Origin of the sequence: Serratia sp. CY81684 (assembly GCF_052166595.1) — a bacterium.
GTDB classification, from domain to species: Bacteria; Pseudomonadota; Gammaproteobacteria; order Enterobacterales; family Enterobacteriaceae; genus Serratia; species Serratia nematodiphila.
In genome coordinates this window covers 297,613-320,001 of the sequence record NZ_JBJNOO010000003.1, presented here as the reverse complement: position 1 = coordinate 320,001, position 22,389 = coordinate 297,613, and the positions used below count along the sequence as shown (strand labels likewise).

Genomic DNA, 22,389 nt, shown 5'->3' with positions numbered 1-22,389 from the left:
GATCGCGATTCCGCGCGTTCAAAAGACCCACCGACGGTGGGCCAAGATGCCCCCCAAGGCGCGTTCATCAGTTGGAACGATTCAGCCTGAGGCGACAAAAAAACCGGCACGGCTGGCCGGCCGATATCCAGAACCCACGGCATGACGTGTGAAAGTAAAGGCTCACTAATCATTAATGCCGAGTCGGATATCAAATTGAACGGTTAATCTGGTGTTGGAGCGACAATCAACTCCGCAGGCGGCTCATGCAGCCTGGGAAAAACATCTGTTATTTAGTGCTAAGCGCCGCGAGGTTTATGCGTTTTCTCTCTATACGGCCGGGATGCAGCGGCGTTGAAGCCCGCCGTCAACCCGCAGCCAGAGTAGCCGCAGCGCCGCCGACAGAGAAGCGGGTATTCATAAGAAACGCTTTTGCATATAATGCAAAAATGAATGACGCCCGTTATGTTGAACATCTGCCGATCTTTCTCGACGTGGCCCGCCTGGGCAGCTTTTCCGCCGCCGCTCGCCGGCTGGGCATGGTGCCCTCCTCGCTGGTGCGCCATATCGACGCCCTGGAAAGCGCGCTCGGTGCCACGCTGTTCGTCCGCTCCACCCGTGGGCTGCTGCTGACCGACGCCGGCGAGCTGCTGCTGACGCGCGCCGCCGCGCTGATGACGGACATTACCGGCATTCACGCCGAGCTGAACGCGCTGAACGAAACGCCGCAGGGCACGCTGCGCATCAGCTGCCTGCCGACCTTCGGCAAAACCTATGTGCTGCCGCTGCTGCCGACGCTGGCGGAACGCTATCCGCAGCTGTCTATCGATCTCGATCTGACCGAACGCCAGACCGATCCGACGCAGGAACGGCTGGATGCCGCCCTCCGCATCGGCGAACAGAAGGACAGCGCGCTGTACGCCAGCCGCATCGCCACCCAACGCTGGGTGATGTGCGCCAGCCCCGCCTACGTCGCCCGCTATGGCCTGCCGAGCGATCTGGAAGCGTTGCCGCAGCATCGGCTGATCGCCCGCTACCACAAACAGCAGCCGGCCTGCTGGGCGCAGATCCTCGACGCGGCGCTGATGAGCCGCTGCACCATGGCGCTGCGTTGCGACGACTTCACCGCGCAGCGCCAGGCGGCGCTGCTCGGCCTAGGCATTGCCTTCCTGCCCAACTGGGTGGTGGGGCCAGACGTGCAGAATGGGCAACTGGTTCAGATGCTCGAAGATCCGCGCCATGAGCAGCAAGGCATCTATCTGCTGCGCCCGATGGCGAAGGTGTCCGCCCGGCTGGCGGCCTTCACCGCCCTGCTGCAGCAAACCCTCGGTCAGCCGCCCAGCTGGGGGTAAAGCGGTGTCACCCGGTTGTGCAGCGCCGGATTGTCGCTCTCGTCCTTCAGCTCGATGCCGCTCAGCCGCCGCTGGAACGCCTGCTCCAGCAGCCAGGCCAGACGGAACGCCGCCTGCGGGTAATCCAGCCCCTCCGGCCGCACGTTGGAGATGCAGTTACGTTCGGCGTCCGTTCTGCGCGCATTCGGCTCCCAGGTCAAATAAATGCCCAGGCTGTCCGGCGACGACAGCCCCGGCCGTTCGCCGATCAGCACCGCCACCGCCCGGGCCTGCAGGCATTCGCCAATCTCATCCCCCAGCGCCACCCGCGCCTGATGCGCCAACACCACCGGTGATACGCTCAGCCCCAGCGTATCGAGATAGGGCCGCAACGCCTGCAGCAGCGGCAGCGCCTGGCGGTGCACCGCTTTGGAGGAGAGGCCGTCCGCCACCGCCAGCAGCAGATCGACACGGCGCGATGGTGAGCCGAGCAGCAGGCTGCGGCTGTCCGACGCCAATCGCCGCCCCAGATCCGGACGGCGCAGATAGGCGGCGCGGTCGGCGGCCTGGCTGTGCACCGCCAGCGAGGGCCAACCGGCCTGATGCAAATCCGCCGCCAACCGCTCGCTGTCGAAAGGCTGATGCACCGCGTCGCGCGCCTGGGCATGGGCCAGGCCGAAGCGCAGCAGCTCGTCGGTCGGCAGGCTGGCGCCGGTGCGCCCCAACGCGATGCGCGCGTCGGTAAAGGCGCGCAGCGAGTCCCAACTGTTGACGTGAACCGGTTTGCTCATGTGCGTTCTCCCTGCAGCGCCAGCAACAGCGGGTGATTGGCGGCGGCGTCGCGCAGCCGCCCGCGCTCGTCGGTGATGTTCATCGCCGCCAGCCAGGCGGCGAACTCCGGCGCGTGCTTCAGCCCCAGCAGTTCACGGATATAGAGCGCATCGTGGAACGAAGTGCTTTGGTAATTGAGCATGATGTCGTCCGCGCCCGGCACGCCGATCAGGAACGTCAGCCCGGCGGCGGCCAACAGCGTCAGCAGCGTGTCCATGTCGTCCTGATCGGCTTCGGCATGGTTGGTGTAGCAGACGTCGCAGCCCAGCGGCAGGCCGAGCAGCTTGCCGCAGAAATGATCCTCCAGCCCGGCGCGGATAATTTGTTTGCCGTCATACAGGTATTCGGGGCCGATAAACCCCACCACGGTATTGATCAGCAGCGGTGAGAAATGGCGCGCCACCGCATAGGCGCGCGCCTCGCAGGTCTGCTGATCGACGCCGTGATGGGCGTTGGCCGACAGGCAACTGCCCTGCCCGGTTTCGAAATACATCACGTTATCGCCCAGCGTGCCGCGCCTGAGGCTCAGTGCCGCCTGCTGCGCCTCCGCCAGCAGCGCCAGGCTGATGCCGAAACCGCGGTTGGCCGCCTCGGTGCCGGCGATCGACTGAAACACCAGATCCACCGGCGCGCCGCGCTCCATCAGCCGCAGCGTGTTGGTCACGTGGGTCAGCACGCAGGATTGGGTGGGTATGGCGAAGCGCTGGATCACGTCGTCCAGCATGTAGTTGAGCTTTTCCAGCAGCGGCAGGCTGTCGCTGGCCGGGTTGATGCCGACCACCGCGTCGCCGCTGCCGTACAGCAGACCGTCCAGCATGCTGGCGGCGATGCCCTGCAGGCTGTCGGTCGGGTGATTGGGCTGCAGCCGCACGCTGAGGTGGCCCGGCAGGCCGATGGTATTGCGAAAGCGCGTCACCACCCGGCATTTCTTCGCCACCAGGATCAGATCCTGATTGCGCATGATCTTGCTTACCGCCGCCGCCATCTCCGGCGTAATGCCGGCGGCCACCTGCGCCAGCATGGCGCTGTCCGCCTGCTCGCTCAGCAGCCAGTCGCGAAAATCGCCGACCGTGAGGTGCGAGATGGGCTCAAAGGCGGCGGCGTCGTGGCTGTCGATGATCAGGCGCGTCACCTCGTCCTGTTCGTACGGCACCAGCACCTGCTGCAGGAACGCCTTGAGCGGCACATCCGCCAGCGCAATGCGCGCCGCCATGCGCTCTTCGGCGCTCTCCGCCGCCACCTCCGCCAGATAATCGCCGGAACGCGCCGGCGATGCTTTCGCCATCAGCTGGCGCAGATCGCCAAAGCGATAGCCGCGTTGGCCCACCGTTGCCTGAAACATAGCCCCCTCCCTTGCCCTGCGTGACGAGATAAAAGCCCTGCACCAAGTGTAGTCAGTGGGAAAAGAAAATTATTTTGCACGCGATCGCCACCATCACGCTTTCCCCCATTTCACCCGTTGCCGCTTCGGGTTACAGTAGCCGCGAAAACAGGAGGGGTGATGGATCCGCAACGGCAAATTATCGACTGGCTGCAACAAGATAACGCACGCATGGCCGCCCTGCGCACTGTGCGCCGGCTCGGCCTGAATGACTGGTGCCTCGGCGCCGGCTTTGTGCGCAATCTGGTGTGGGATCGGCGCCATGGCTATACGGAGCCCACGCCGCTCAACGATATCGACGTGATCCACTTCGATGCGGAGCGTGCGGACGCTGAGCGCGATCGCATGCTGGAGGCGCGGCTGCAACAGTGGCTGCCGCAGCCGTGGTCGGTCAAGAACCAGGCGCGCATGCACCTGCGCGGCGGCCGGGCGCCTTATCGCGACAGCGAAGAGGCCATCAGCTTCTGGACCGAAGTGGAAACGGCGATCGGCGCGCGCCTGAACGCCGACGACAGCATCACGCTGGTGGCCCCCTTCGGGCTCGCGGCGCTATTCGACGACACCATTACCTTTAACGCGAAAAACGGCGATCGCGCGGCCTATGCCCAGCGCGTGCTCGACAAAGGCTGGCTGCAGCGTTGGCCGCGCCTGCGGCAGGTAAAGATTTAGCCGCCGCTGCCGATACCCTGAACAGCGATATACCGACTCAGGGAGAGCATTCATGTCGACCACCATCACCATGATCGTACCGATCAAAAATACCGTTCCCGGCGTCAGCAACGTGTTCAGCGCGCCGGGCCATCAGGGCGAACTGCTGATGGCCAAACCGGTCAACAACCAGCCGCAAGGCGGCAAGATGGAGAAAAACGAACGCGCCAACGGCAATGACGAACCGGTCAACCTCAACGAAAGCCGCGCCTCGGCCCGCATCAAGGCGCTGAACCGGCAGATTCAGTCGCTGCAGCAAAAGTTGGTGGAGCTAAAGGACTCCGACGCCGATCCTAAGGAAATCGAAAAACAGAAGCAGCTGATCGAAGCGCAGATCAAGATGTTGCAGGCCGAGATCGCGCGCATCCAGAAAGAAGAAATGGAAAAGCAGCAGCAGGAGCAGATGGCAAAAGCCGCGGCGCAAGCCGGCGACGGCGTAAACCGCCCAACGCCGCTCAACGCGGTGGACGTCTATATCTGAGTCAATATGCTGCGTTTTCCTGCCGGCGCTGGTGCAGCAGCGCCGCCTGCTGACGCGCCACCTGCCAGATGGCCTCCGCCGCCGGCGTCAGCGAGCGGTTCTTGCGCCGCACCAGCATCAGAGCACGGTTGATCTCCGGCACCAACCGCCGCACCCGGAGCCGCCCCCCTTCCGGCAACGGCAGCGCCAACGCTGGGAAAATGCTGATGCCAATCCCTTCCGCCACCATCGGGAACAGCGTCGCCGGATGGCCGATTTCCTGCACTACCTGCGCCTCCACGCCCTGCTGCCTCAGCGCGCTGTCGATCAGCGGTCGGCTGCCCGACGCATAGTCCTGCAACACCAGGCGGCAACCGTTCAGCGCCGACCAATGCACCGCCTGCTGCGCAGCGAACGGATGATCGTCGCGGCACAGCAACAGGAACGGCTCGTGCAGCACCGCTTCGCACTCCAGATCCACCGCCTGTACCGGATCGACCACGATGCCGAAATCCACCTCCGCGTTGCGCACGCTGTGCAGCACCTGCTGCTGCGCCTGATCGCGCAGCATGATGCGGATCTCCGGGTATTCGCGCTCGCCGGCGGCGATGCACTGCGGCATCAGATGGGCGGAAATGGTCTGGCTCGTCGCCACCCGCACCGTACCGCTGCGCTGTACGCCAAAGCTGCGCACATCCAGCAGAGTGGTCTGCAGCTCGTCCAGCAACCGTTCGACCCGGTTGGCCAGCCGCAGGCCGGCATCGGTCAACACCACTTCACGCGTGGTGCGATCCAGCAGGCGAACCCCGACCTCCGCTTCCAACTCTTTCACGCTGTGGCTGACCGCCGATTGCGTCAGGCCGATCGCCTCACCGGCGCGGCTGAAACTGCCGTGGCGGGCGATGGCGACGAACACCCGCAGCTGTTTGAGTGAGTAATTCATGTGTTTTATTCATATATGAATTAAATAAATCAATTTAATTATTATATCCCCGCGCGGGAGAATAGCCCCATCGATTTTCTACCCTGAGCGCACCGCCATGAGATTTCTGCCCGATCGTTTTACCCTGACGCTGATCGCCACCGTACTGCTGGCGTCGTTCCTGCCGGCGCGCGGCGAGTTCGTCGGTTGGCTCAACGCCCTGACCATCGCCGCCATCGCCCTACTGTTCTTCATGCACGGCGCCAAGCTTTCGCGCGAGGCCATCCTGGCCGGCAGCAACAACTGGCGGCTGCACCTGTGGGTGATGTTCAGCACCTTCATCATTTTTCCGGCGCTGGGCATGCTGTTCGCCTGGTGGGCGCCGATCGACGTCAGCCCCGAGCTGTATGCCGGTTTCATCTACCTGTGTATCCTGCCCGCCACCGTGCAGTCGGCCATCGCCTTCACCTCGCTGGCGGGCGGCAACGTGGCGGCGGCGGTGTGCAGCGCCTCTGCCTCCAGCCTGCTGGGGATCTTCGTGTCGCCGCTGCTGGTCGGCCTGCTGATGAATGTGCACGGCGATACCGGCAGCCTGCGGCAGGTGGGCTCGATCGTGCTGCAGCTGCTGGTGCCGTTCGTCGCCGGCCACCTGCTGCGGCCGCTGATCGGCGGCTGGATCGAACGCCATCGCCCGCTGATCGGCAAAACCGACCAGACCTCGATTCTGCTGGTGGTGTACGCCGCCTTCAGCGAAGCGGTCACGCACGGTATCTGGCATCAGGTAGGGGTCGGTTCGCTGGCGTTTATCGTCGGCGGCAGCATCGTGCTGCTGGCGATCGTACTGGTGGTGAACACTTACATGGCGCGCTGGCTGGGGTTCAGCAAGGCGGACGAGATCACCATCGTGTTCTGCGGCTCGAAGAAAAGCCTGGCGAACGGCATTCCGATGGCCAATATCCTGTTCCCGGCAGCGGCGGTGGGGATCATGGTGCTGCCGCTGATGGTGTTTCATCAGGTGCAGCTGATGACCTGCGCAGTGTTGGCGAAAAGGTACCAGCGCAAGCAGCGGGCGCAGCAGGCGGTGCCCAACGCACAGACGTCGCGCGGGTAAAAAAAGACGGGCCGAGGCCCGTCAGATCAGCTTTTCTTCAGCGGCTTGACCAGGTGATCAAGCCCTTCGATTTTAATCGCCAGCGTCATCTCCATCAGCATGCCGAGCTTGCCTTTGGGGAATTCGCCCTTACGGGCGAACCACAGCAGGTACTCTTCGGGCAGGTCGATCAGCACCCGCCCCTGGTACTTGCCGAACGGCATCACGGTATTGGCGATCTCCAGCAGGTTTTCCTTTTCCATCAGTCACCCAGCAGGCGGATCATTTCCGCTTCGTCGATCACGGCGATACCCAGCTCCTGCGCCTTCGCCAGCTTGGAGCCGGCCGCCTCGCCGGCGATCACCAGATCGGTTTTCTTCGACACGCTGCCGCTGACCTTGGCGCCCAGAGCCGTCAGGCGATCTTTAGCCTCGTCGCGCGACAGCTGGCTCAGCGAGCCGGTCAGCACCACGGTTTTGCCGGCGAACGGGCTGTCTATCTCTTCCGCCACCACCACCACCGGCGCCGGCCAGCGGATGCCGATCTCGGCGCCCACCAGCTCGTTGATCACCTGCTGATTAAGCGCTTCATCGAGGAAATTGCGGGTGTGTTTGGCCACCACTTCACCGACGTCCGGTACTTCTTTCAACGCCTCGATATCGGCGGCGAACAGCTTCTCCAGCGAACCGAAATGCGCCGCCAGGTTGGCGGCGGTCGCTTCACCGACCTCGCGAATGCCGAGCGCATACAGGAAGCGAGCGAAGGTGGTCTGCTTGGATTTCTCCAGCGCGTTGACCAGATTCTGCGCCGATTTCGGCCCCATGCGATCCAGGCCGGTCAGAATGCCGGCGGACAGGCGGAACAGATCGGCCGGGTTCTTCACGTACTCCTTGTCCACCAGCTGCTCGATGATCTTGTCGCCCATGCCCTCGACGTCCAGCGCGCGACGGGAAACGAAATGCTTCAACGCCTCTTTGCGCTGCGCGCCGCAGATAAGACCGCCGGTGCAGCGCGCCACGGCCTCGCCTTCCACGCGCTCAACGTCGGAGCCGCACACCGGACAGTGCAGCGGGAACACCACTTCGCGCGCATCCTGCGGCCGACGGTCTTCCAGCACCCCCACCACCTGCGGGATCACGTCGCCGGCGCGGCGCACGATCACCGTATCGCCGATGCGCAGCCCCAGACGCTCAATTTCATCGGCGTTATGCAAGGTCGCGTTGCTGACGGTCACCCCGGCCACCAGCACCGGCTCAAGGCGCGCCACCGGCGTAATCGCACCGGTGCGGCCAACCTGAAACTCTACTTCGCGCACCACGGTGATCTGCTCCTGCGCCGGGAATTTGAACGCCGTCGCCCAACGCGGCGCACGCGCCACAAAGCCCAGCGTTTCCTGCAGATCGATATCGTCAATCTTGATCACCACGCCGTCGATGTCGAACCCGAGCTGCGCGCGGTCCTGCTCGACCTGGCGATAAAACGCCAGCACTTCCTCGCTGCCGGTGCGGCGCTGGGCACGATCGCTGACCGGCAGGCCCCAGGCCTTGAACTGCATCAGGCGCTCAAAGTGGCTGCGCGGCAGCTCGCCGCCTTCCAGCAGGCCAACGCCATAGCAGAAGAAGGTCAGCGGGCGTTTGGCGGTAATGCGCGGATCGAGCTGGCGCAGCGAGCCGGCGGCGGCGTTGCGCGGGTTGGCGAATACCTTGCCGTCTTTGCGCCGGGCTTCTTCGTTCATCTGTTCGAAACCGGCCTGCGGCATGAACACTTCGCCACGCACTTCCAGCCGGCGCGGGATGTTGTCGCCGGTCAGGCGCAGCGGGATGGCGCGAATGGTGCGCACGTTGGTAGTGATGTTCTCGCCGGTGGTGCCGTCGCCGCGCGTCGCCGCGCGCACCAGCTCGCCGTCTTCGTACAGCAGGCTGACCGCCAGGCCGTCCAGCTTCAGCTCGCAGCAGAAGGTCAGCGGATCGCTGCTCTTGAGCCTGTCCTGCACGCGCTTGTAAAACGCCAGGAAGCTCTCTTCGTCAAACACGTTGTCCAGCGACAGCATCGGCACTTCGTGGCGCACCTGGTCGAACGCCGCCAGCGGCGCCGCGCCCACGCGCTGGGTCGGCGAATCGGCGGTGATCAGCTCCGGATGCTCGCTCTCCAGCTCGCGCAGCTCGCGCATCAGGCGGTCATATTCCGCATCCGGCACTTCCGGCGCATCCAGCACATGATACTGGTATTCATGATGGCGCAGTGTGGCTCGTAATTGATTGATTTGTTGGATTATCGATTCCATGGCTCACCATCAAAGATAAAAAACCCCCGGCTAGCGGGGGCTTTGTTGTTACGGATGTTCAGTGCGCGCGGCAATCCGGTCAGGCGTTGTTTTCCAACACTTCACGGATACGCGCTTTGTAGGTTTCCAGCTTCTGCGGCGTCATCATGCGACGCTCGTCGTCCAGCACCACGCCGCCCACGTCGTCGGCGATGCGCTGTGCCGACTGCAGCATCAGCTTGAAGTTCTGATTGGCGTCGCCGTAAGACGGCACCATCATGAACATCGACACGCCCGGCGTGGAGAAGTCGGACATCATGTCAGGATCGAACGACCCCGGCTTGACCATGTTCGCCAGGCTGAACAGCACCGGGCCGCTGCCGGCCGGGCTGATATGGCGGTGGAAGATGCCCATCTCGCCAAACTGGAAGCCCGCCTGCAACACGCTCTGCAGCAGCACTTCGCCGCCGATTACGCCGCCCTGATGGGCCGCGACGTGCAGCACCAGCACGGTCTCTTTCAGCTTGGCCTGAATTGGCGCAGCCGCCGGCTGTTGTGGCTGTGGCGCAGGCTCCTGCGCCGGCTTCACTTCCGGCGCGGGCTGCACAGGGGCCGGCTCGGCGTGGAATGCCGGTTCAGCCCCCTGCGGCGCCTCATGTTCATGCGGCAGATCGTCGACGCGCGGCTCACGGCGCGCGGCCGGTTGCGGTTGCTGCGGTTCGGCCGGTTCTTCGTCCGGCGCGTAGTTGTTCAGCAGGATGTCATCGTACTCCGGCCGCTGAGACAGCGGAGGCGGCGTCTGATGAGCAGCCGGCTGAACGGCGCGGGGCGCAGGCGCAGCCGCCGGAGCGGGCTTCGGCGCGGCCACGGGTTCTTCGCGTGCGGCATCGAAATGGCCGAATGACGGCTCGTCTTGCGGGTGAGCGGCGCGTACGCGCACCTCACCGACGCCTTCTTCGAGATCGTCGATCGGAGTTTGTTCACGTTCCTTTTGGGAACGTTTGGCTGGGCGATCGCGGAAGAGCGCTGACCGTTCTTTGCGACTGGTCCACAGACCGTGCAATAACAGCGCTATTATGGCGATCGCGCCAACAACGATTAATATCAGACGCAAATCCTGCATCATTGCTATCTCTGTTGTTCCAATACATTGCCACCGCGGCAAACATTCACTCTTTAACTCTATTTGCCCGCGCACACAAGTGCAAGTCCGTGCTGAACTTTATGCCAATAAAGATGATTATACTGCCTTTTTCTGCTGGTTTTTCAGCCAACCCTACCCTAGCCAGTGGAAAATCATCCCTATATGATAATGATGCCTGTTCAGACAACGAGATAACTTAAGATATGTCCTATACGCAGCCCTCTCCCCGATCGACCAGCGGCATTCACTATTTCGCCGAAGGCTGGCGTCTGATTTCGCGCCCGGGGATTAAACGCTATGTGGTTCTGCCGTTGCTGGTCAACGTGCTGCTGATGGGTTCCGCTTTCTGGTGGCTGTTCAGCCGCCTCGGCGACTGGATCCCGGCGATGATGAGCCACGTTCCCGACTGGCTGCAATGGTTGAGCTACCTGCTGTGGCCGCTGGCGGTCATTTCGGTGCTGCTGGTGTTCAGCTATCTGTTCAGCACCCTCACCAATCTTATTGCCGCGCCGTTCTGCGGCCTGCTGGCCGAACAGCTCGAAGGCAGCCTGACCGGCAAACCGCTGCCGGATACCGGCCTGCTCGGCATCGCCAAAGACCTGCCGCGCATCATGGCGCGTGAATGGCGCAAGCTGATGTATTACCTGCCGCGCGCGCTGCTGCTGCTGGCGCTGTACTTCGTGCCCGGCATCGGCCAGACGGTGGCGCCGGTGCTGTGGTTCCTGTTCAGCGCCTGGATGCTGGCGATCCAGTATTGCGACTATCCGTTCGACAACCACAAGGTGAGCTTTGCCGACATGCGCCGCGCATTGCGCCAGCACAAAACCGACAATCTGCAGTTCGGCGCGCTGGTCAGCCTGTTCACCATGATCCCGATCCTCAATCTGGTGATCCTGCCGGTCGCCGTCTGCGGCGCCACCGCGATGTGGGTCGATCGCTACCGCTCGCAATTCGTCCGATAACCGCCGTTTTTTGCCGCCGATAGCGCGGAAATTTTCGACAGGGCGCGCATTTCGCGCCCTTATCATTGTGCTTAAAACTTATTTCCTAATAACATATAGATATACCAATTCTTTACTTCCCTGCCGGTACTGTTAGCGTATGCTTTCGATGTTCCCCACATTTTCATAGAGTTAAAGGACGGGCTATGAGCAAGATATATGAAGACAACTCATTAACAATCGGCCATACGCCGCTGGTTCGTCTGAACCGTATCGGCAACGGACGCATTCTGGCCAAGGTTGAATCACGCAACCCGAGCTTCAGCGTCAAATGCCGCATCGGTGCCAATATGATTTGGGATGCGGAACAACGCGGCGTGCTGACCGCCGGCAAGGAACTGGTGGAGCCGACCAGCGGCAACACCGGCATCGCGCTGGCCTTCGTGGCCGCCGCGCGCGGTTACAAGCTGACGCTGACCATGCCGGAAACCATGAGCATTGAGCGCCGCAAGCTACTCAAGGCGCTGGGCGCCAACCTGGTGCTGACCGAAGGGGCGAAAGGCATGAAGGGCGCCATCGCCAAGGCGGAAGAGATCGTCGCCACCGATCCGAACCGTTACCTGATCCTGCAACAGTTCAGCAACCCGGCCAACCCGGCGATCCATGAAAAAACCACCGGCCCGGAAATCTGGGAAGACACCGACGGGGAAGTCGACGTGTTCATCTCCGGCGTCGGCACCGGCGGCACGCTGACCGGCGTCAGCCGCTACATCAAAAACACCAAAGGCAAAGCCATCACCACCGTGGCGGTAGAGCCGACCGACTCGCCGGTCATCAGCCAGGCGCTGGCCGGTGAAGAGCTGAAGCCGGGCCCGCACAAGATCCAGGGCATCGGCGCCGGCTTCATTCCGGGCAACCTCGATCTGGATCTGGTGGATCGCGTCGAGAAAGTCTCCAACGACGAAGCCATCAGCATGGCGCGCCGTCTGATGGACGAAGAAGGCATCCTGGCGGGCATCTCCTCCGGCGCAGCGGTCGCGGCGGCGGTGAAACTGGCCGAAGAACCGGCGTTCGCCGACAAGACTATCGTGGTCATCCTGCCCTCTTCCGGCGAACGTTATCTCAGCACCGCGCTGTTCGCCGATCTGTTCACCGAGCAGGAATTGCAGCAGTAATTCCGCCACTGCACAAATCGCTAAAAAAGCACCCTGTGGGGTGCTTTTTTGTGGACTGGATCAAACTTTATAGCAGTCCAAGATTGCTTTTGCCCGTCGCCTTTAGTATTTAACGGTGCATTATTTCGATGCGCAAAATTAATCACCCCCCGAGCCCGGTCGAGGCTGAATCGATTTACTCATCTGTCGCCGACGCGGCGAATCGGGCATAATGGGGAGCGGATTGGAACGACGTCTAAAGCCGAGTTTTTTGATCTGAAGTGCCTAACGCGTCGTTTTCTGTTGCATCAACGTTCGCCCCTGTCCATAGTCAGGCGCTATAACCAGACAAGTTAAAGTCAGCCCCCTGGGCTAAACTTTAACTCCACAACATTAATCCAATAAGTTGGGGAAACATCAATGTTCCAGCAAGAAGTTACTATTACCGCTCCGAATGGTCTGCATACTCGCCCTGCCGCTCAGTTCGTTAAAGAAGCCAAAGGCTTCACGTCTGACATCACCGTGACCTCCAACGGCAAAAGCGCCAGCGCTAAAAGCCTGTTCAAACTGCAAACTCTGGGGCTGACTCAAGGGACCGTAGTGACCATCTCCGCTGAAGGTGAAGACGAGCAGAAAGCCGTTGAGCACTTGGTAAAACTGATGGCAGAGCTTGAGTAATCGGCCCGTCTTTTTAGTTAACACCAGTCAAGAGTAAGGTAGGGTTATGATTTCAGGCATTTTAGTATCACCGGGCATCGCTTTTGGTAAGGCTCTCTTGCTGAAAGAAGACGACATCGTCATCAACCGGAAGAAAATCTCTGCTGATCAAGTAGAGCAGGAAGTCTCGCGTTTTCTGGCCGGCCGCGCGAAAGCGTCCGAACAGCTGGAAGCGATCAAGACCAAAGCTGGCGAAACCTTCGGCGAAGAGAAGGAAGCTATCTTCGAAGGCCACATCATGTTGCTGGAAGACGAAGAGCTTGAGCAGGAAATCATAGCCCTAATCAAAGACGATCTGGCCTCCGCAGACGCCGCCGCCTACACCGTGATCGAAGGTCAGGCGAAAGCGCTGGAAGAGCTGGACGACGAATACCTGAAAGAACGCGCCGCCGACGTGCGCGACATCGGCAAGCGCCTGCTGCAGAACATCTTGGGCATGCCGATCGTCGATCTGGGCTCCATTCAGGACGAAGTGATCCTGGTGGCCACCGATCTGACCCCGTCCGAGACCGCGCAGCTGAACCTGGACAAAGTGCTGGGCTTCATCACCGACCTCGGCGGCCGCACCTCCCACACCTCTATCATGGCGCGCTCCCTGGAGCTGCCGGCGATCGTCGGCACCAGCGACGTGACCAAGCAGGTGAAAAACGACGACTACCTGATTCTGGACGCGGTTAACAACCAGATTTACGTTAACCCGACCGCTGACGTTATCGATCAGCTGAAAGCCGCCCAGAACCAATACATCACCGAGAAAAACGATCTGGCCAAGCTGAAGGACCTGCCGGCGATTACGCTGGACGGCCATCAGGTTGAAGTCTGCGCCAACATCGGCACCGTGCGCGACGTCGCAGGTGCAGAGCGCAACGGCGCGGAAGGCGTCGGCCTGTATCGTACCGAATTCCTGTTCATGGACCGCGACTCGCTGCCGACCGAAGACGAGCAGTTCCAGGCTTATAAAGCCGTGGCGGAAGCCATGGGCTCGCAGGCGGTGATCGTCCGCACCATGGACATCGGCGGCGACAAAGACCTGCCGTACATGAACCTGCCGAAGGAAGAGAACCCGTTCCTCGGCTGGCGCGCCATCCGCATCGCGATGGACCGCCGTGAAATCCTGCACGCCCAGCTGCGCGCCATCCTGCGCGCCTCGGCGTTCGGCAAACTGCGCATCATGTTCCCGATGATCATCTCCGTGGAAGAAGTGCGCGATCTGAAAGGCGAAATCGAGACGCTGAAGGCGCAGCTGCGCGAAGAAGGCAAGGCGTTTGACGAGAGCATCGAAGTGGGCGTGATGGTGGAAACACCGGCCGCGGCGGTCATCGCTCACCACCTGGCGAAAGAAGTCGACTTCTTTAGTATTGGGACAAACGATCTAACCCAGTATACTCTGGCGGTAGATCGCGGCAACGAGCTGATTTCTCATCTCTATAACCCGATGTCCCCATCAGTGCTTGGCCTGATCAAACAGGTTATTGATGCATCTCACGCGGAAGGCAAGTGGACCGGCATGTGCGGCGAACTGGCTGGTGATGAGCGTGCTACACTGTTGTTATTGGGCATGGGGCTGGATGAGTTCAGCATGAGTGCGATTTCAATCCCGCGCATCAAGAAAATTATTCGTAACACGAATTTCGAAGATGTGAAGGCGTTGGCAGCGCAGGCCTTGGCACAGCCAACGGCACAAGACCTGATGAATTGCGTCAATAAATTCATCGAAGAAAAAACGCTCTGCTAAACTTCCACGACACTGGAACGCCGCCCAATTTAATGCTTAGGAGAAGATCATGGGTTTGTTCGATAAACTGAAATCTCTGGTTTCTGATGACAAGAAAGACACGGGCACTATCGAGATCGTCGCTCCCCTTTCTGGCGAAATCGTCAATATCGAAGATGTGCCGGACGTAGTGTTCGCTGAAAAAATCGTTGGCGACGGTATCGCTATCAAACCGGCCGGCAACAAAATGGTTGCTCCGGTTGACGGCACCATCGGCAAGATTTTCGAAACCAACCATGCATTCTCTATCGAATCCGACAGCGGCATTGAGCTGTTCGTCCACTTCGGCATCGATACCGTAGAACTGAAAGGCGAAGGCTTCAAACGCATCGCCGAAGAAGGTCAGCGCGTCAAGAAAGGCGACGTCGTTATCGAGTTCAACCTGCCTCTGCTGGAAGAGAAAGCCAAGTCGACCCTGACGCCGGTCGTTATCTCCAACATGGACGAGATCAAAGAGCTGATCAAACTGTCCGGCAGCGTAACCGTTGGCGAAACCCCGATCATCCGCATCAAGAAGTAATCGAAGTTATCGCGAATGAGCAGTAAAAAACGGCGCCCTCGGCGCCGTTTTTTTATCCCTTCGGGGTATCCCCATCTCGCTGCGTCATGACGACCAGCGCGGCACGCGCAGAGTGATGATCAGCCCCTCTTTGTCGCCGTTGCGAGCCTCAACCTGGCCGCCGTGCGCCAGCACCACCTTGCGGGTAATCGCCAGCCCCAGGCCGTAGCCCTTGCCCGACAGCGCCGATTTCACGCGTACGAAAGGATCGAAGATGCTCGACAGCTTCGACTCCTCGACGCCCGGCCCCTGATCGCTGACGGCGATCTGAAACTGATTGTCGACGCGCGACAGCGCCACCGTCACCCGCTGGCCGTGGCTGGAGAAGCGCAGCGCATTACGCACGACGTTATCCACCGCACGCCGCATCAGCTCCGCATTGCCCTTGACGGTATACTCCACATCCGATTCGGCCTGCAGCACGATATCAACGCCGGGCACCTGCGCCTCGTAGCGCGCATCGCTCACCACCGCGTCCACCAGGCCGTACAGATCGAAATACTCTTCGTCCGGCAGGCTGCTGTGTTCGGTACGCGACAGCGCCAGCAGTTCGCCGATCATTTTGTCCAACCGCCCCGACTCATGTTCGATGCGCTTCAGCGAGGTTTCGACGTTGCCGGCATTCTGCCGCGCCAGACCGATGGCCAACTGCAGGCGCGCCAACGGTGAACGCAGTTCGTGCGAAACATCGTGCAGCAACTGCTCGCGGGCGCTGACCAGCAGCTCCAGCCGCTCGGCCATGGTATCGAAATCGCGCGCCACGTCAGACAGCTCGTCATGACGCCGCCGCATATTCGGGTACAGCCGCACCGACAGATCGCCCTGCGCCACCCGATCCAGGCCGCCGCGCAGCTGGCGCATCGGCCGGGTCAGGTTCCAGGCCAGCACGGCGCTGAACAGCAAACCGCCCAGCCCGCCGACCCACAGCATCGGTGCTGGAATGTTGAAGAAGTGGGAACGCCGCTCCGGCCGATACTCTTCCCGCAGCCCGCGCACGTTATAACTCAGCCAGTAACCCTGCCCTTCTCCGGTCTGCACCCAGGCGGAAATCGCTTTCGTCATCCGTCGCCCTTCAAACACTGGTTCTTCCGGCTCAGGCGGCGGTTGGGTCATCGGCGTAACGGACAGCAGACGCCGATCGTCCTCCGGCCAGTCGCGCATCAGGGCTTCCAGCGCCGGCATGCCGCCGCGGCGCAACTGAGTGGCGGCGGAGGTCAGCTGCAGGCCGATCGCCCGCCGCGCCATGGCGTTCTCCGGCGGCACATAGCGATCGCCATAAAGAGAAAACGCCACCCACAGCGCCTGCGTCATGATGAGAAAGGTCAGCCAAAAGCCGAGCAAAATTTTCCAGAACAGTCTTCCGCGCATGTCAGGTTACCGGATGCGATAGCCGATGCTGCGCACCGTCTCGATGCTCAGCTTACTGCCGGCCAGCGCGCTTAGCTTCTGGCGGATATTGCTGATATGCACGTCCACGCTGCGATCATAGGCCTCGCGCGGGCGCCCCAGTCCTTTCTCGGACAGTTCGTCCTTCGACACCACGCGGTCCGGCGCGCGCAGCAACAGCTCCAGCAGATTGAATTCCGAAGCCGTCAGATCAAACGCCTTACCGCGCCATTCGCTGCTGCGGGTTGAAGGGTTCAGCGTCAGCTCGCCGAAGCTGATGGCGGCCTCGTCCTCCGCCTCTTGCGGCCGCTCTTCGAAGCGGCGCAGCACCGCGCGCAGACGCGCTACCAATTCGCGCGGATAGCACGGTTTGGGCATGTAATCGTCGGCGCCCATCTCCAGGCCAATCACCCGATCGATGTTGTCGCCTTTGGCGGTCAGCATGATGATCGGCAGCCGGCTCTTTTTACGCACGTCGCGCAGCACGTCGATGCCGCTCATATCCGGCAGCATGATGTCGAGGATCATCGCGGTATAGTCGCCCGACAGCGCGCCCTCTACCCCCGCCTTGCCGGTCAGCACCAGCGTGGCGTCGAAGCCTTCGCCCGTCAGGTATTCGCTCAGCATGGTGCCAAGCTCCAGGTCATCGTCGACCAGTAAAATTTTCATGCCTTGCTCCTTCACCGATTTTCGCTATTTTCCCGCCAATTCCGCCGGCCCGCAGCCGGTTTTACTCAATCCTTACACATCGCTCTTGGCGTCTCGCCACCGTTAGTGTGGCCGCTGTCGCGCGATTTCTCTACTTCAGTCATGGCATTGGCGCACGAGCAAGCGGCAGCTACCACGCAAGCGAGGCTGCCGTCTGTCGGAAGGAAAGGGGGAAAGATTCTCCCGACGGAACATACCGCCGGGAAGGAACGGTCAGTCGAACACGCCGGTGGAGAGGTAACGGTCGCCGCGATCGCAGACGATCGCCACCACCACGCTGCCGGGATTAGCCGCCGCGACGCGCAGGGCGCCGGCCACCGCACCGCCGGAGCTGACGCCGCAGAAAATGCCTTCACGCTGCGCCAGCTGGCGCATGGTCTGCTCGGCATCGCGCTGCTCGATATCCAACACCTGATCCACCAGCTCCGGGCGGAAAATACCCGGCAGGTAAGCGGGCGCCCAACGGCGAATGCCGGGGATGCTGCTGCCTTCCGCCGGCTGCAGGCCAATGATCTGCACCTGCGGATTCTGGCTCTTCAGGTAACCGCCCACGCCGGTAATGGTGCCGGTGGTGCCCATGCTGGAAACGAAGTGTGTGATACGCCCTTCGGTCTGGCGCCAGATCTCCGGGCCGGTGGTGGTGAAGTGGGCATAGGGATTGTCGAAATTGTTAAACTGATCCAGCACTTTGCCCTGCCCCTGGCGCTGCATCTCCAGCGCCAGATCGCGCGCCCCTTCCATCCCCTGCTCACGGCTGACCAGGATCAGTTCCGCACCGTAGGCGCGCATCGCCGCCTGCCGCTCCAGGCTCATGTTCTCCGGCATCAGCAGCTTCAGCGCATAGCCTTTCAATGCAGCGATCATCGCCAGTGCAATGCCGGTGTTACCGCTGGTAGCCTCGATCAGCACGTCGCCGGGCTTGATCTCACCGCGCAGCTCCGCCTGCTGGATCATCGCCAACGCAGCGCGATCCTTCACCGATCCCGCCGGGTTATTGCCTTCCAGTTTGACCCATACCTCGCTGCCCGCCTGGGCGGCCAGCCGTTGCAGTTGTACCAGCGGGGTATTCCCGATGCATTGTTCGAGCGTTGTCACGATCTTTGCCTGTGTGTTGGTGTGCGTAAAGTAAAAAGGCAACCCCGGGGTTGCCTTAAAGAAAAGGACTGCTAAAACCTATCAGGCGCTTTTGGCTAACGCAACAGGTTGCAGCAGTTGATCGCCGGCATACAGCCGCGCATTGAGGCTGCCGACGTAATAACGGCCGCCGCGCACCGGCGTGGCGTTGCCTTCCGGCAACACTATGCTTATCGGTTCCTGATGCCAGCCGATCGGCTGCACCGTCAGCTGCCAGAAATGGCCGCGCGGGCTGACTTCCAACACCTGAACCGGCAGTGGGCAGCGTTCGCTGCTCTCGGTCGCCACTTCCATTTCCCACGGGCGCAGGAACAGATCGACGCTGCCCTGATGCATCGGCTGGAACGACAGCGGCCACTGGTGCGCGCCGACGAACAGCTGGGAGCCGCGAATTTCGCCGTTCAGACGGTTCACTTCCCCCATAAACTCCAGCACGAAGCGGCTGGCCGGCTCGCGCATAATCTCCTCCGGCGAGCCAACCTGTTCGATATTGCCCTGACTCATCACCACGATGCGGTCGGCCACTTCCATCGCCTCTTCCTGATCGTGGGTGACGAACACGCTGGTGAACTTCAGCTCTTCATGCAGCTGACGCAGCCAACGACGCAGCTCTTTGCGCACCTGCGCATCCAGCGCGCCGAACGGTTCGTCCAGCAGCAGAATTTGCGGTTCCACCGCCAGGGCGCGCGCCAGCGCCACGCGCTGTTTCTGGCCGCCGGACAGCTGCGACGGGTAGCGATTGGCTAAATGGCCAAGCTGCACCATGTCCAGCAACTGAGTGACTTTCTGTTTAATCGCCGCGGCGTTCGGCCGCTCGCGGCGCGGCAGCACGGTCAGGCCGAAGGCGATATTGTCGAACACCGTCATGTGGCGGAACAGCGCATAGTGCTGAAATACGAAGCCCACGCGCCTGTCGCGCGCATGCATGTGGCTGACGTCGGTGCCGTGGAAGCCCAGCTTGCCGCCGCTCTGGCTTTCCAGCCCGGCGATGATGCGCAGCAGCGTGGTCTTGCCGGAGCCGGATGGCCCGAGCAGCGCCACCATCTCGCCGGAAGCAATATCGAGCGAGATATCGTTCAATACCTTGGTGCGACCGAAGTACTTGTTGATGCCGTTAATCTCAATGCTCATGATTTTCCTCCCGCTCGAGACGCGCGTTTTGACGTTCCAGACGCCACTGCAGCGCGCTCTTCAAAAATAGGGTAACGATCGCCATCAGGGTCAACAGGGCGGCGGCGGTAAAGGCCCCGACGGTGTTGTAATCCTGCTGCAACAGCTCGACCTGCAGCGGCAGGCTGTAGGTTTCGCCGCGAATCGAACCGGACACCACCGACACCGCGCCGAACTCGCCGATGGCGCGCGCGTTGGTCAGCACCACGCCGTACAGCAGCGCCCAGCGAATGTTGGGCAGCGTCACGCGGCGGAACATCTGCCAACCGGACGCCCCCAGCAGAATGGCGGCCTCGTCTTCCTGGCTGCCCTGGCTGAGCATCATCGGCACCAGCTCGCGCACCACGAAAGGACAGGTGACGAAGATGGTCACCAGTACCATGCCCGGCCAGGAGAACATGATCTGAATGTTATGCGCATCCAGCCAGCCGCCCAGCAGGCCGTTGCTGCCGTAAAACAACAGATAAATCAGCCCCGCCACCACCGGTGAGACGGCGAACGGGATATCGATCAGCGTCAGCAGCAGCTGGCGGCCGGGGAAGGTGAAACGCGTCACCAGCCACGCCAGCAACGTGCCGAACACCAGGTTGAACGGCACGGTGATCAGCGCGATCAAGACCGTCAGCCAGATGGCGTGCAGCATGTCCGGATCGAGCAAGTTGCTCCACATCGCGCCAACCCCTTTGGAGAAGGCCTCGGCGAAAATCGACATCATCGGCACCACCAGCAGCAGCACCGAAAACAGCGTGCCGATGGCGATCAACGCCCACTTGCCCCAGTTGACGCGCGGGCGCTCGGCGCCGTTGAAGGCGGAAACATCAGCCATCAGTGCCCTCCTCCCAAACGTCTGCCGAAGCGGCTTTGCAAGACGTTAATGCTGAACAGCAGCAGCAGCGACGCCGCCAGGATCACCGAGGCGATGGCGCTGGCCGCCGGGTAATCAAACTCCTGCAAACGCACAAAAATCATCAGCGAGGTCACTTCCGTCTTCCAGGCGATATTGCCGGCGATGAAAATCACCGCGCCGAACTCGCCCAGGCTGCGGGTAAAGGAAATGGCGGTGCCGGCCAGCAGTGCCGGCGCCACCTCAGGCAACACCACGCGGCGAAAGCTCTGCCAGCGCGTGGCACCCAGCGTCTCGGCCGCCTCTTCGTATTCCGGCCCCAGCTCTTCCAAAACCGGCTGCACGGTGCGCACCACAAACGGCAGGCTGGTGAACGCCATCGCCACCGCGATCCCAAGCCAGGTGAAGGTGACCTTAATGTCAAAGTGCGACAGCCACTGACCGTACCAGCCAGTGGTGGAAAACAGACCGGCCAGCGTCAGGCCGGCCACCGCCGTCGGCAGCGCGAACGGCAGATCGATCAGGCCATCCAGCAGCGAACGGCCGGGAAAGCGGTAGCGCGTCAGGATCCAGGCCATCAGCATGCCGAACACCGCGTTGAACAGGCTGGCGACAGCGGCCGCCAGCAGCGTCACTTTATACGCCGCCACCACCTGCGGGTTGGAAATCACTTCCCAATATTGCGCCAGGCTCATCTGCGCCAGCTGCATCACCAGCGCGGTGAGCGGCAGCAGCAGGATCAGACAGGTATAAAACAGGCTGCTGCCGAGGCTGAGGCCAAATCCAGGCAGCACCCGTTTACTGGACGACAACGCCAACATTTACTTGCGCCCTGCCGCTAACAGCTGATCCAACTCGCCGCCGGTGGCGAAGTGAGTTTTCATCACCTGCGGCCAACCGCCGAACTGGTCTTCCACCCGGAACAGTTGGGTGTCCGGGAATTGCCCTTTCGCCGCCGCCATCGCTTTCTGGTCATAGACGCGGTAGTAGAAGCTGGTGATCACCTGCTGCGCCGCCGGGCTGTAGAGGTAGTTCAGATAGGCTTTGGCCGCCTGCTCGGTGCCGTTGCGCTCTACGTTTTTGTCGACCCAGGCCACAGGAAACTCCGCCAGAATATCGACCGGCGGCACGATCACTTCGTACTTGTCTTCACCGTATTGCTTGCGGATGTTGTTCACTTCGGACTCGAAGCTGATCAGCACGTCGCCCAAACCGCGCTCGACGAAGGTGGTGGTCGCGCCGCGGCCGCCGGTATCGAACACCAGCACGTTTTTCAGGAAGCGGGTCATGAAGGCGCGGGTCTTGGCCGCATCGTTGCCGTCAGCCTGGTTGGCGGCGCCCCAGGCAGCCAGATAGGTGTAGCGGCCGTTGCCGGAGGTTTTCGGGTTCGGGAACACCAGCTTCACGTCGTCACGCACCAGATCGTTCCAGGTGTGGATGCCCTTCGGGTTGTCCTTGCGCACCAAAAACGCCATGGTGGAATAGAACGGCGAGCTGTTGTTCGGCAGGCGCGCCTGCCAGTCTGCCGGGATCAACTGCCCGCGATCGTGCAGGATCTGCACGTCGGTGATCTGGTTGTAGGTCACCACGTCGGCCCGCAGGCCCTGCAGGATCGCCAGCGCCTGCTTCGACGAGCCGGCGTGCGATTGTTTGATGGTCAGCTTGTCGTTCGGATGCTGTTGATTCCACTGCTGTTCAAAGCCGGGATTCAGCGCGACGAACAATTCACGGGAAACGTCATAAGAGCTGTTCAGCAATTCCGCCGCCGACGCGGCGCCGCTCGCCAACAGCGCAGCCGCCAGCCAACCTTTCAGCACGAGATTTTTAACCCGGTTTTGTTTCATTCTGCACCTTATCACTGAGTCATTCCTTCAGGCTTTCGCCTTATTGACG

At 61.5% G+C, this 22,389-nt stretch carries 22 protein-coding genes; 9 read left to right on the top strand and 13 right to left on the bottom strand.

The genetic code is table 11. From position 1 onward, the window contains the following. Window positions 1–428: 428 nt before the first annotated feature. A complete protein-coding gene (locus ACJ8QF_RS09340; RefSeq protein ID WP_049188764.1) occupies window positions 429–1,331 on the top strand; it encodes a LysR family transcriptional regulator in 903 nt (300 codons plus the stop codon). On the opposite strand, the gene eutC is transcribed toward ACJ8QF_RS09340, so the two are convergent. After that, a complete protein-coding gene (gene eutC, locus ACJ8QF_RS09335) occupies window positions 1,310–2,101 on the bottom strand; it encodes an ethanolamine ammonia-lyase subunit EutC (RefSeq protein ID WP_060560010.1) in 792 nt (263 codons plus the stop codon). The genes ACJ8QF_RS09340 and eutC overlap by 22 nt on opposite strands. Then, entirely contained in the window at window positions 2,098–3,483 is a 1,386-nt protein-coding gene (locus tag ACJ8QF_RS09330; protein WP_004936427.1) for an ethanolamine ammonia-lyase subunit EutB, read from the bottom strand. The genes eutC and ACJ8QF_RS09330 overlap by 4 nt, the downstream gene beginning before the upstream one ends. Before the next feature lie 159 nt (window positions 3,484–3,642). Between ACJ8QF_RS09330 and ACJ8QF_RS09325 the strand changes: the two genes are divergently transcribed. Then, window positions 3,643–4,191: a nucleotidyltransferase family protein gene (locus ACJ8QF_RS09325; RefSeq protein ID WP_049188768.1), complete on the top strand. Its 549-nt coding sequence runs from the start codon at window positions 3,643–3,645 to the stop codon at window positions 4,189–4,191. A gap of 52 nt (window positions 4,192–4,243) precedes the next feature. After that, window positions 4,244–4,711: a FlxA-like family protein gene (locus ACJ8QF_RS09320; protein ID WP_004936433.1), complete on the top strand. Its 468-nt coding sequence runs from the start codon at window positions 4,244–4,246 to the stop codon at window positions 4,709–4,711. A 1-nt stretch (window position 4,712) separates the two neighbouring features. On the opposite strand, the gene ACJ8QF_RS09315 is transcribed toward ACJ8QF_RS09320, so the two are convergent. Next, a complete protein-coding gene (locus tag ACJ8QF_RS09315; RefSeq protein ID WP_004936437.1) occupies window positions 4,713–5,633 on the bottom strand; it encodes a LysR family transcriptional regulator in 921 nt (306 codons plus the stop codon). Window positions 5,634–5,730: 97 nt separating this feature from the next. Between ACJ8QF_RS09315 and ACJ8QF_RS09310 the strand changes: the two genes are divergently transcribed. Next, entirely contained in the window at window positions 5,731–6,723 is a 993-nt protein-coding gene (locus tag ACJ8QF_RS09310; protein ID WP_280631334.1) for a bile acid:sodium symporter family protein, read from the top strand. A gap of 26 nt (window positions 6,724–6,749) precedes the next feature. On the opposite strand, the gene ACJ8QF_RS09305 is transcribed toward ACJ8QF_RS09310, so the two are convergent. From ACJ8QF_RS09305 to zipA, 3 genes are all read right to left on the bottom strand, one after another. Next, the gene (locus tag ACJ8QF_RS09305; RefSeq protein WP_004936441.1) at window positions 6,750–6,965 is read right to left on the bottom strand and encodes a DUF3820 family protein; all 216 of its coding nucleotides are present in this window, start codon (window positions 6,963–6,965) and stop codon (window positions 6,750–6,752) included. After that, window positions 6,965–8,986 (bottom strand): NAD-dependent DNA ligase LigA, encoded by a 2,022-nt coding sequence (gene ligA, locus ACJ8QF_RS09300; RefSeq protein WP_280631333.1) that lies wholly within the window; start codon window positions 8,984–8,986, stop codon window positions 6,965–6,967. The genes ACJ8QF_RS09305 and ligA overlap by 1 nt, the downstream gene beginning before the upstream one ends. Window positions 8,987–9,065: 79 nt before the next feature. After that, window positions 9,066–10,091: a cell division protein ZipA gene (zipA, locus tag ACJ8QF_RS09295; protein ID WP_004936446.1), complete on the bottom strand. Its 1,026-nt coding sequence runs from the start codon at window positions 10,089–10,091 to the stop codon at window positions 9,066–9,068. Window positions 10,092–10,312: 221 nt separating this feature from the next. On the opposite strand from zipA, the gene cysZ reads away from it, so the two are divergent. The 5 genes from cysZ (at window position 10,313) to crr (ending at window position 15,215) form a co-directional block, all read left to right on the top strand. After that, entirely contained in the window at window positions 10,313–11,071 is a 759-nt protein-coding gene (gene cysZ / locus ACJ8QF_RS09290) for a sulfate transporter CysZ (protein ID WP_015378670.1), read from the top strand. A 185-nt stretch (window positions 11,072–11,256) separates the two neighbouring features. Continuing rightward, window positions 11,257–12,225 carry a cysteine synthase A gene (gene cysK / locus ACJ8QF_RS09285; RefSeq protein WP_004936453.1) on the top strand — a complete coding sequence of 323 codons (969 nt, stop codon included), beginning with the start codon at window positions 11,257–11,259 and terminating at the stop codon, window positions 12,223–12,225. 399 nt (window positions 12,226–12,624) lie between these two features. Continuing rightward, a complete protein-coding gene (ptsH, locus tag ACJ8QF_RS09280) occupies window positions 12,625–12,882 on the top strand; it encodes a phosphocarrier protein Hpr (RefSeq protein ID WP_004936458.1) in 258 nt (85 codons plus the stop codon). Between the two features lie 46 nt (window positions 12,883–12,928). Continuing rightward, window positions 12,929–14,656 (top strand): phosphoenolpyruvate-protein phosphotransferase PtsI, encoded by a 1,728-nt coding sequence (ptsI, locus tag ACJ8QF_RS09275; RefSeq protein WP_004936461.1) that lies wholly within the window; start codon window positions 12,929–12,931, stop codon window positions 14,654–14,656. Between the two features lie 49 nt (window positions 14,657–14,705). Further along, complete coding sequence (crr, locus tag ACJ8QF_RS09270; protein ID WP_004936467.1) at window positions 14,706–15,215, top strand: PTS glucose transporter subunit IIA; 510 nt, start codon at window positions 14,706–14,708, stop codon at window positions 15,213–15,215. An 84-nt stretch (window positions 15,216–15,299) separates the two neighbouring features. Here the strand turns inward: crr and ACJ8QF_RS09265 are convergent, their stop codons facing one another. The 7 genes from ACJ8QF_RS09265 to ACJ8QF_RS09235 all read right to left on the bottom strand — a co-directional run bounded on the left by ACJ8QF_RS09265 (window position 15,300) and on the right by ACJ8QF_RS09235 (window position 22,340). Then, entirely contained in the window at window positions 15,300–16,622 is a 1,323-nt protein-coding gene (locus ACJ8QF_RS09265; RefSeq protein WP_265260956.1) for an ATP-binding protein, read from the bottom strand. Between the two features lie 6 nt (window positions 16,623–16,628). After that, window positions 16,629–17,309, bottom strand: coding sequence for a response regulator transcription factor (locus tag ACJ8QF_RS09260; protein WP_021505622.1), 681 nt, complete (start codon window positions 17,307–17,309; stop codon window positions 16,629–16,631). A 252-nt stretch (window positions 17,310–17,561) separates the two neighbouring features. Next, window positions 17,562–18,443, bottom strand: coding sequence for a cysteine synthase CysM (cysM, locus tag ACJ8QF_RS09255; RefSeq protein WP_004936477.1), 882 nt, complete (start codon window positions 18,441–18,443; stop codon window positions 17,562–17,564). A gap of 81 nt (window positions 18,444–18,524) precedes the next feature. Beyond that, on the bottom strand, window positions 18,525–19,613 hold the full coding sequence (cysA, locus tag ACJ8QF_RS09250) for a sulfate/thiosulfate ABC transporter ATP-binding protein CysA (RefSeq protein WP_025303786.1): 1,089 nt from the start codon (window positions 19,611–19,613) through the stop codon (window positions 18,525–18,527). After that, complete coding sequence (gene cysW / locus ACJ8QF_RS09245) at window positions 19,603–20,478, bottom strand: sulfate/thiosulfate ABC transporter permease CysW (RefSeq protein ID WP_442537475.1); 876 nt, start codon at window positions 20,476–20,478, stop codon at window positions 19,603–19,605. The genes cysA and cysW overlap by 11 nt, the downstream gene beginning before the upstream one ends. Next, on the bottom strand, window positions 20,478–21,317 hold the full coding sequence (cysT, locus tag ACJ8QF_RS09240; protein ID WP_442537474.1) for a sulfate/thiosulfate ABC transporter permease CysT: 840 nt from the start codon (window positions 21,315–21,317) through the stop codon (window positions 20,478–20,480). The genes cysW and cysT overlap by 1 nt, the downstream gene beginning before the upstream one ends. Further along, window positions 21,318–22,340: a sulfate ABC transporter substrate-binding protein gene (locus tag ACJ8QF_RS09235; RefSeq protein WP_049188786.1), complete on the bottom strand. Its 1,023-nt coding sequence runs from the start codon at window positions 22,338–22,340 to the stop codon at window positions 21,318–21,320. It lies immediately after the preceding gene. Between the last annotated feature and the right edge of the window lie 49 nt (window positions 22,341–22,389).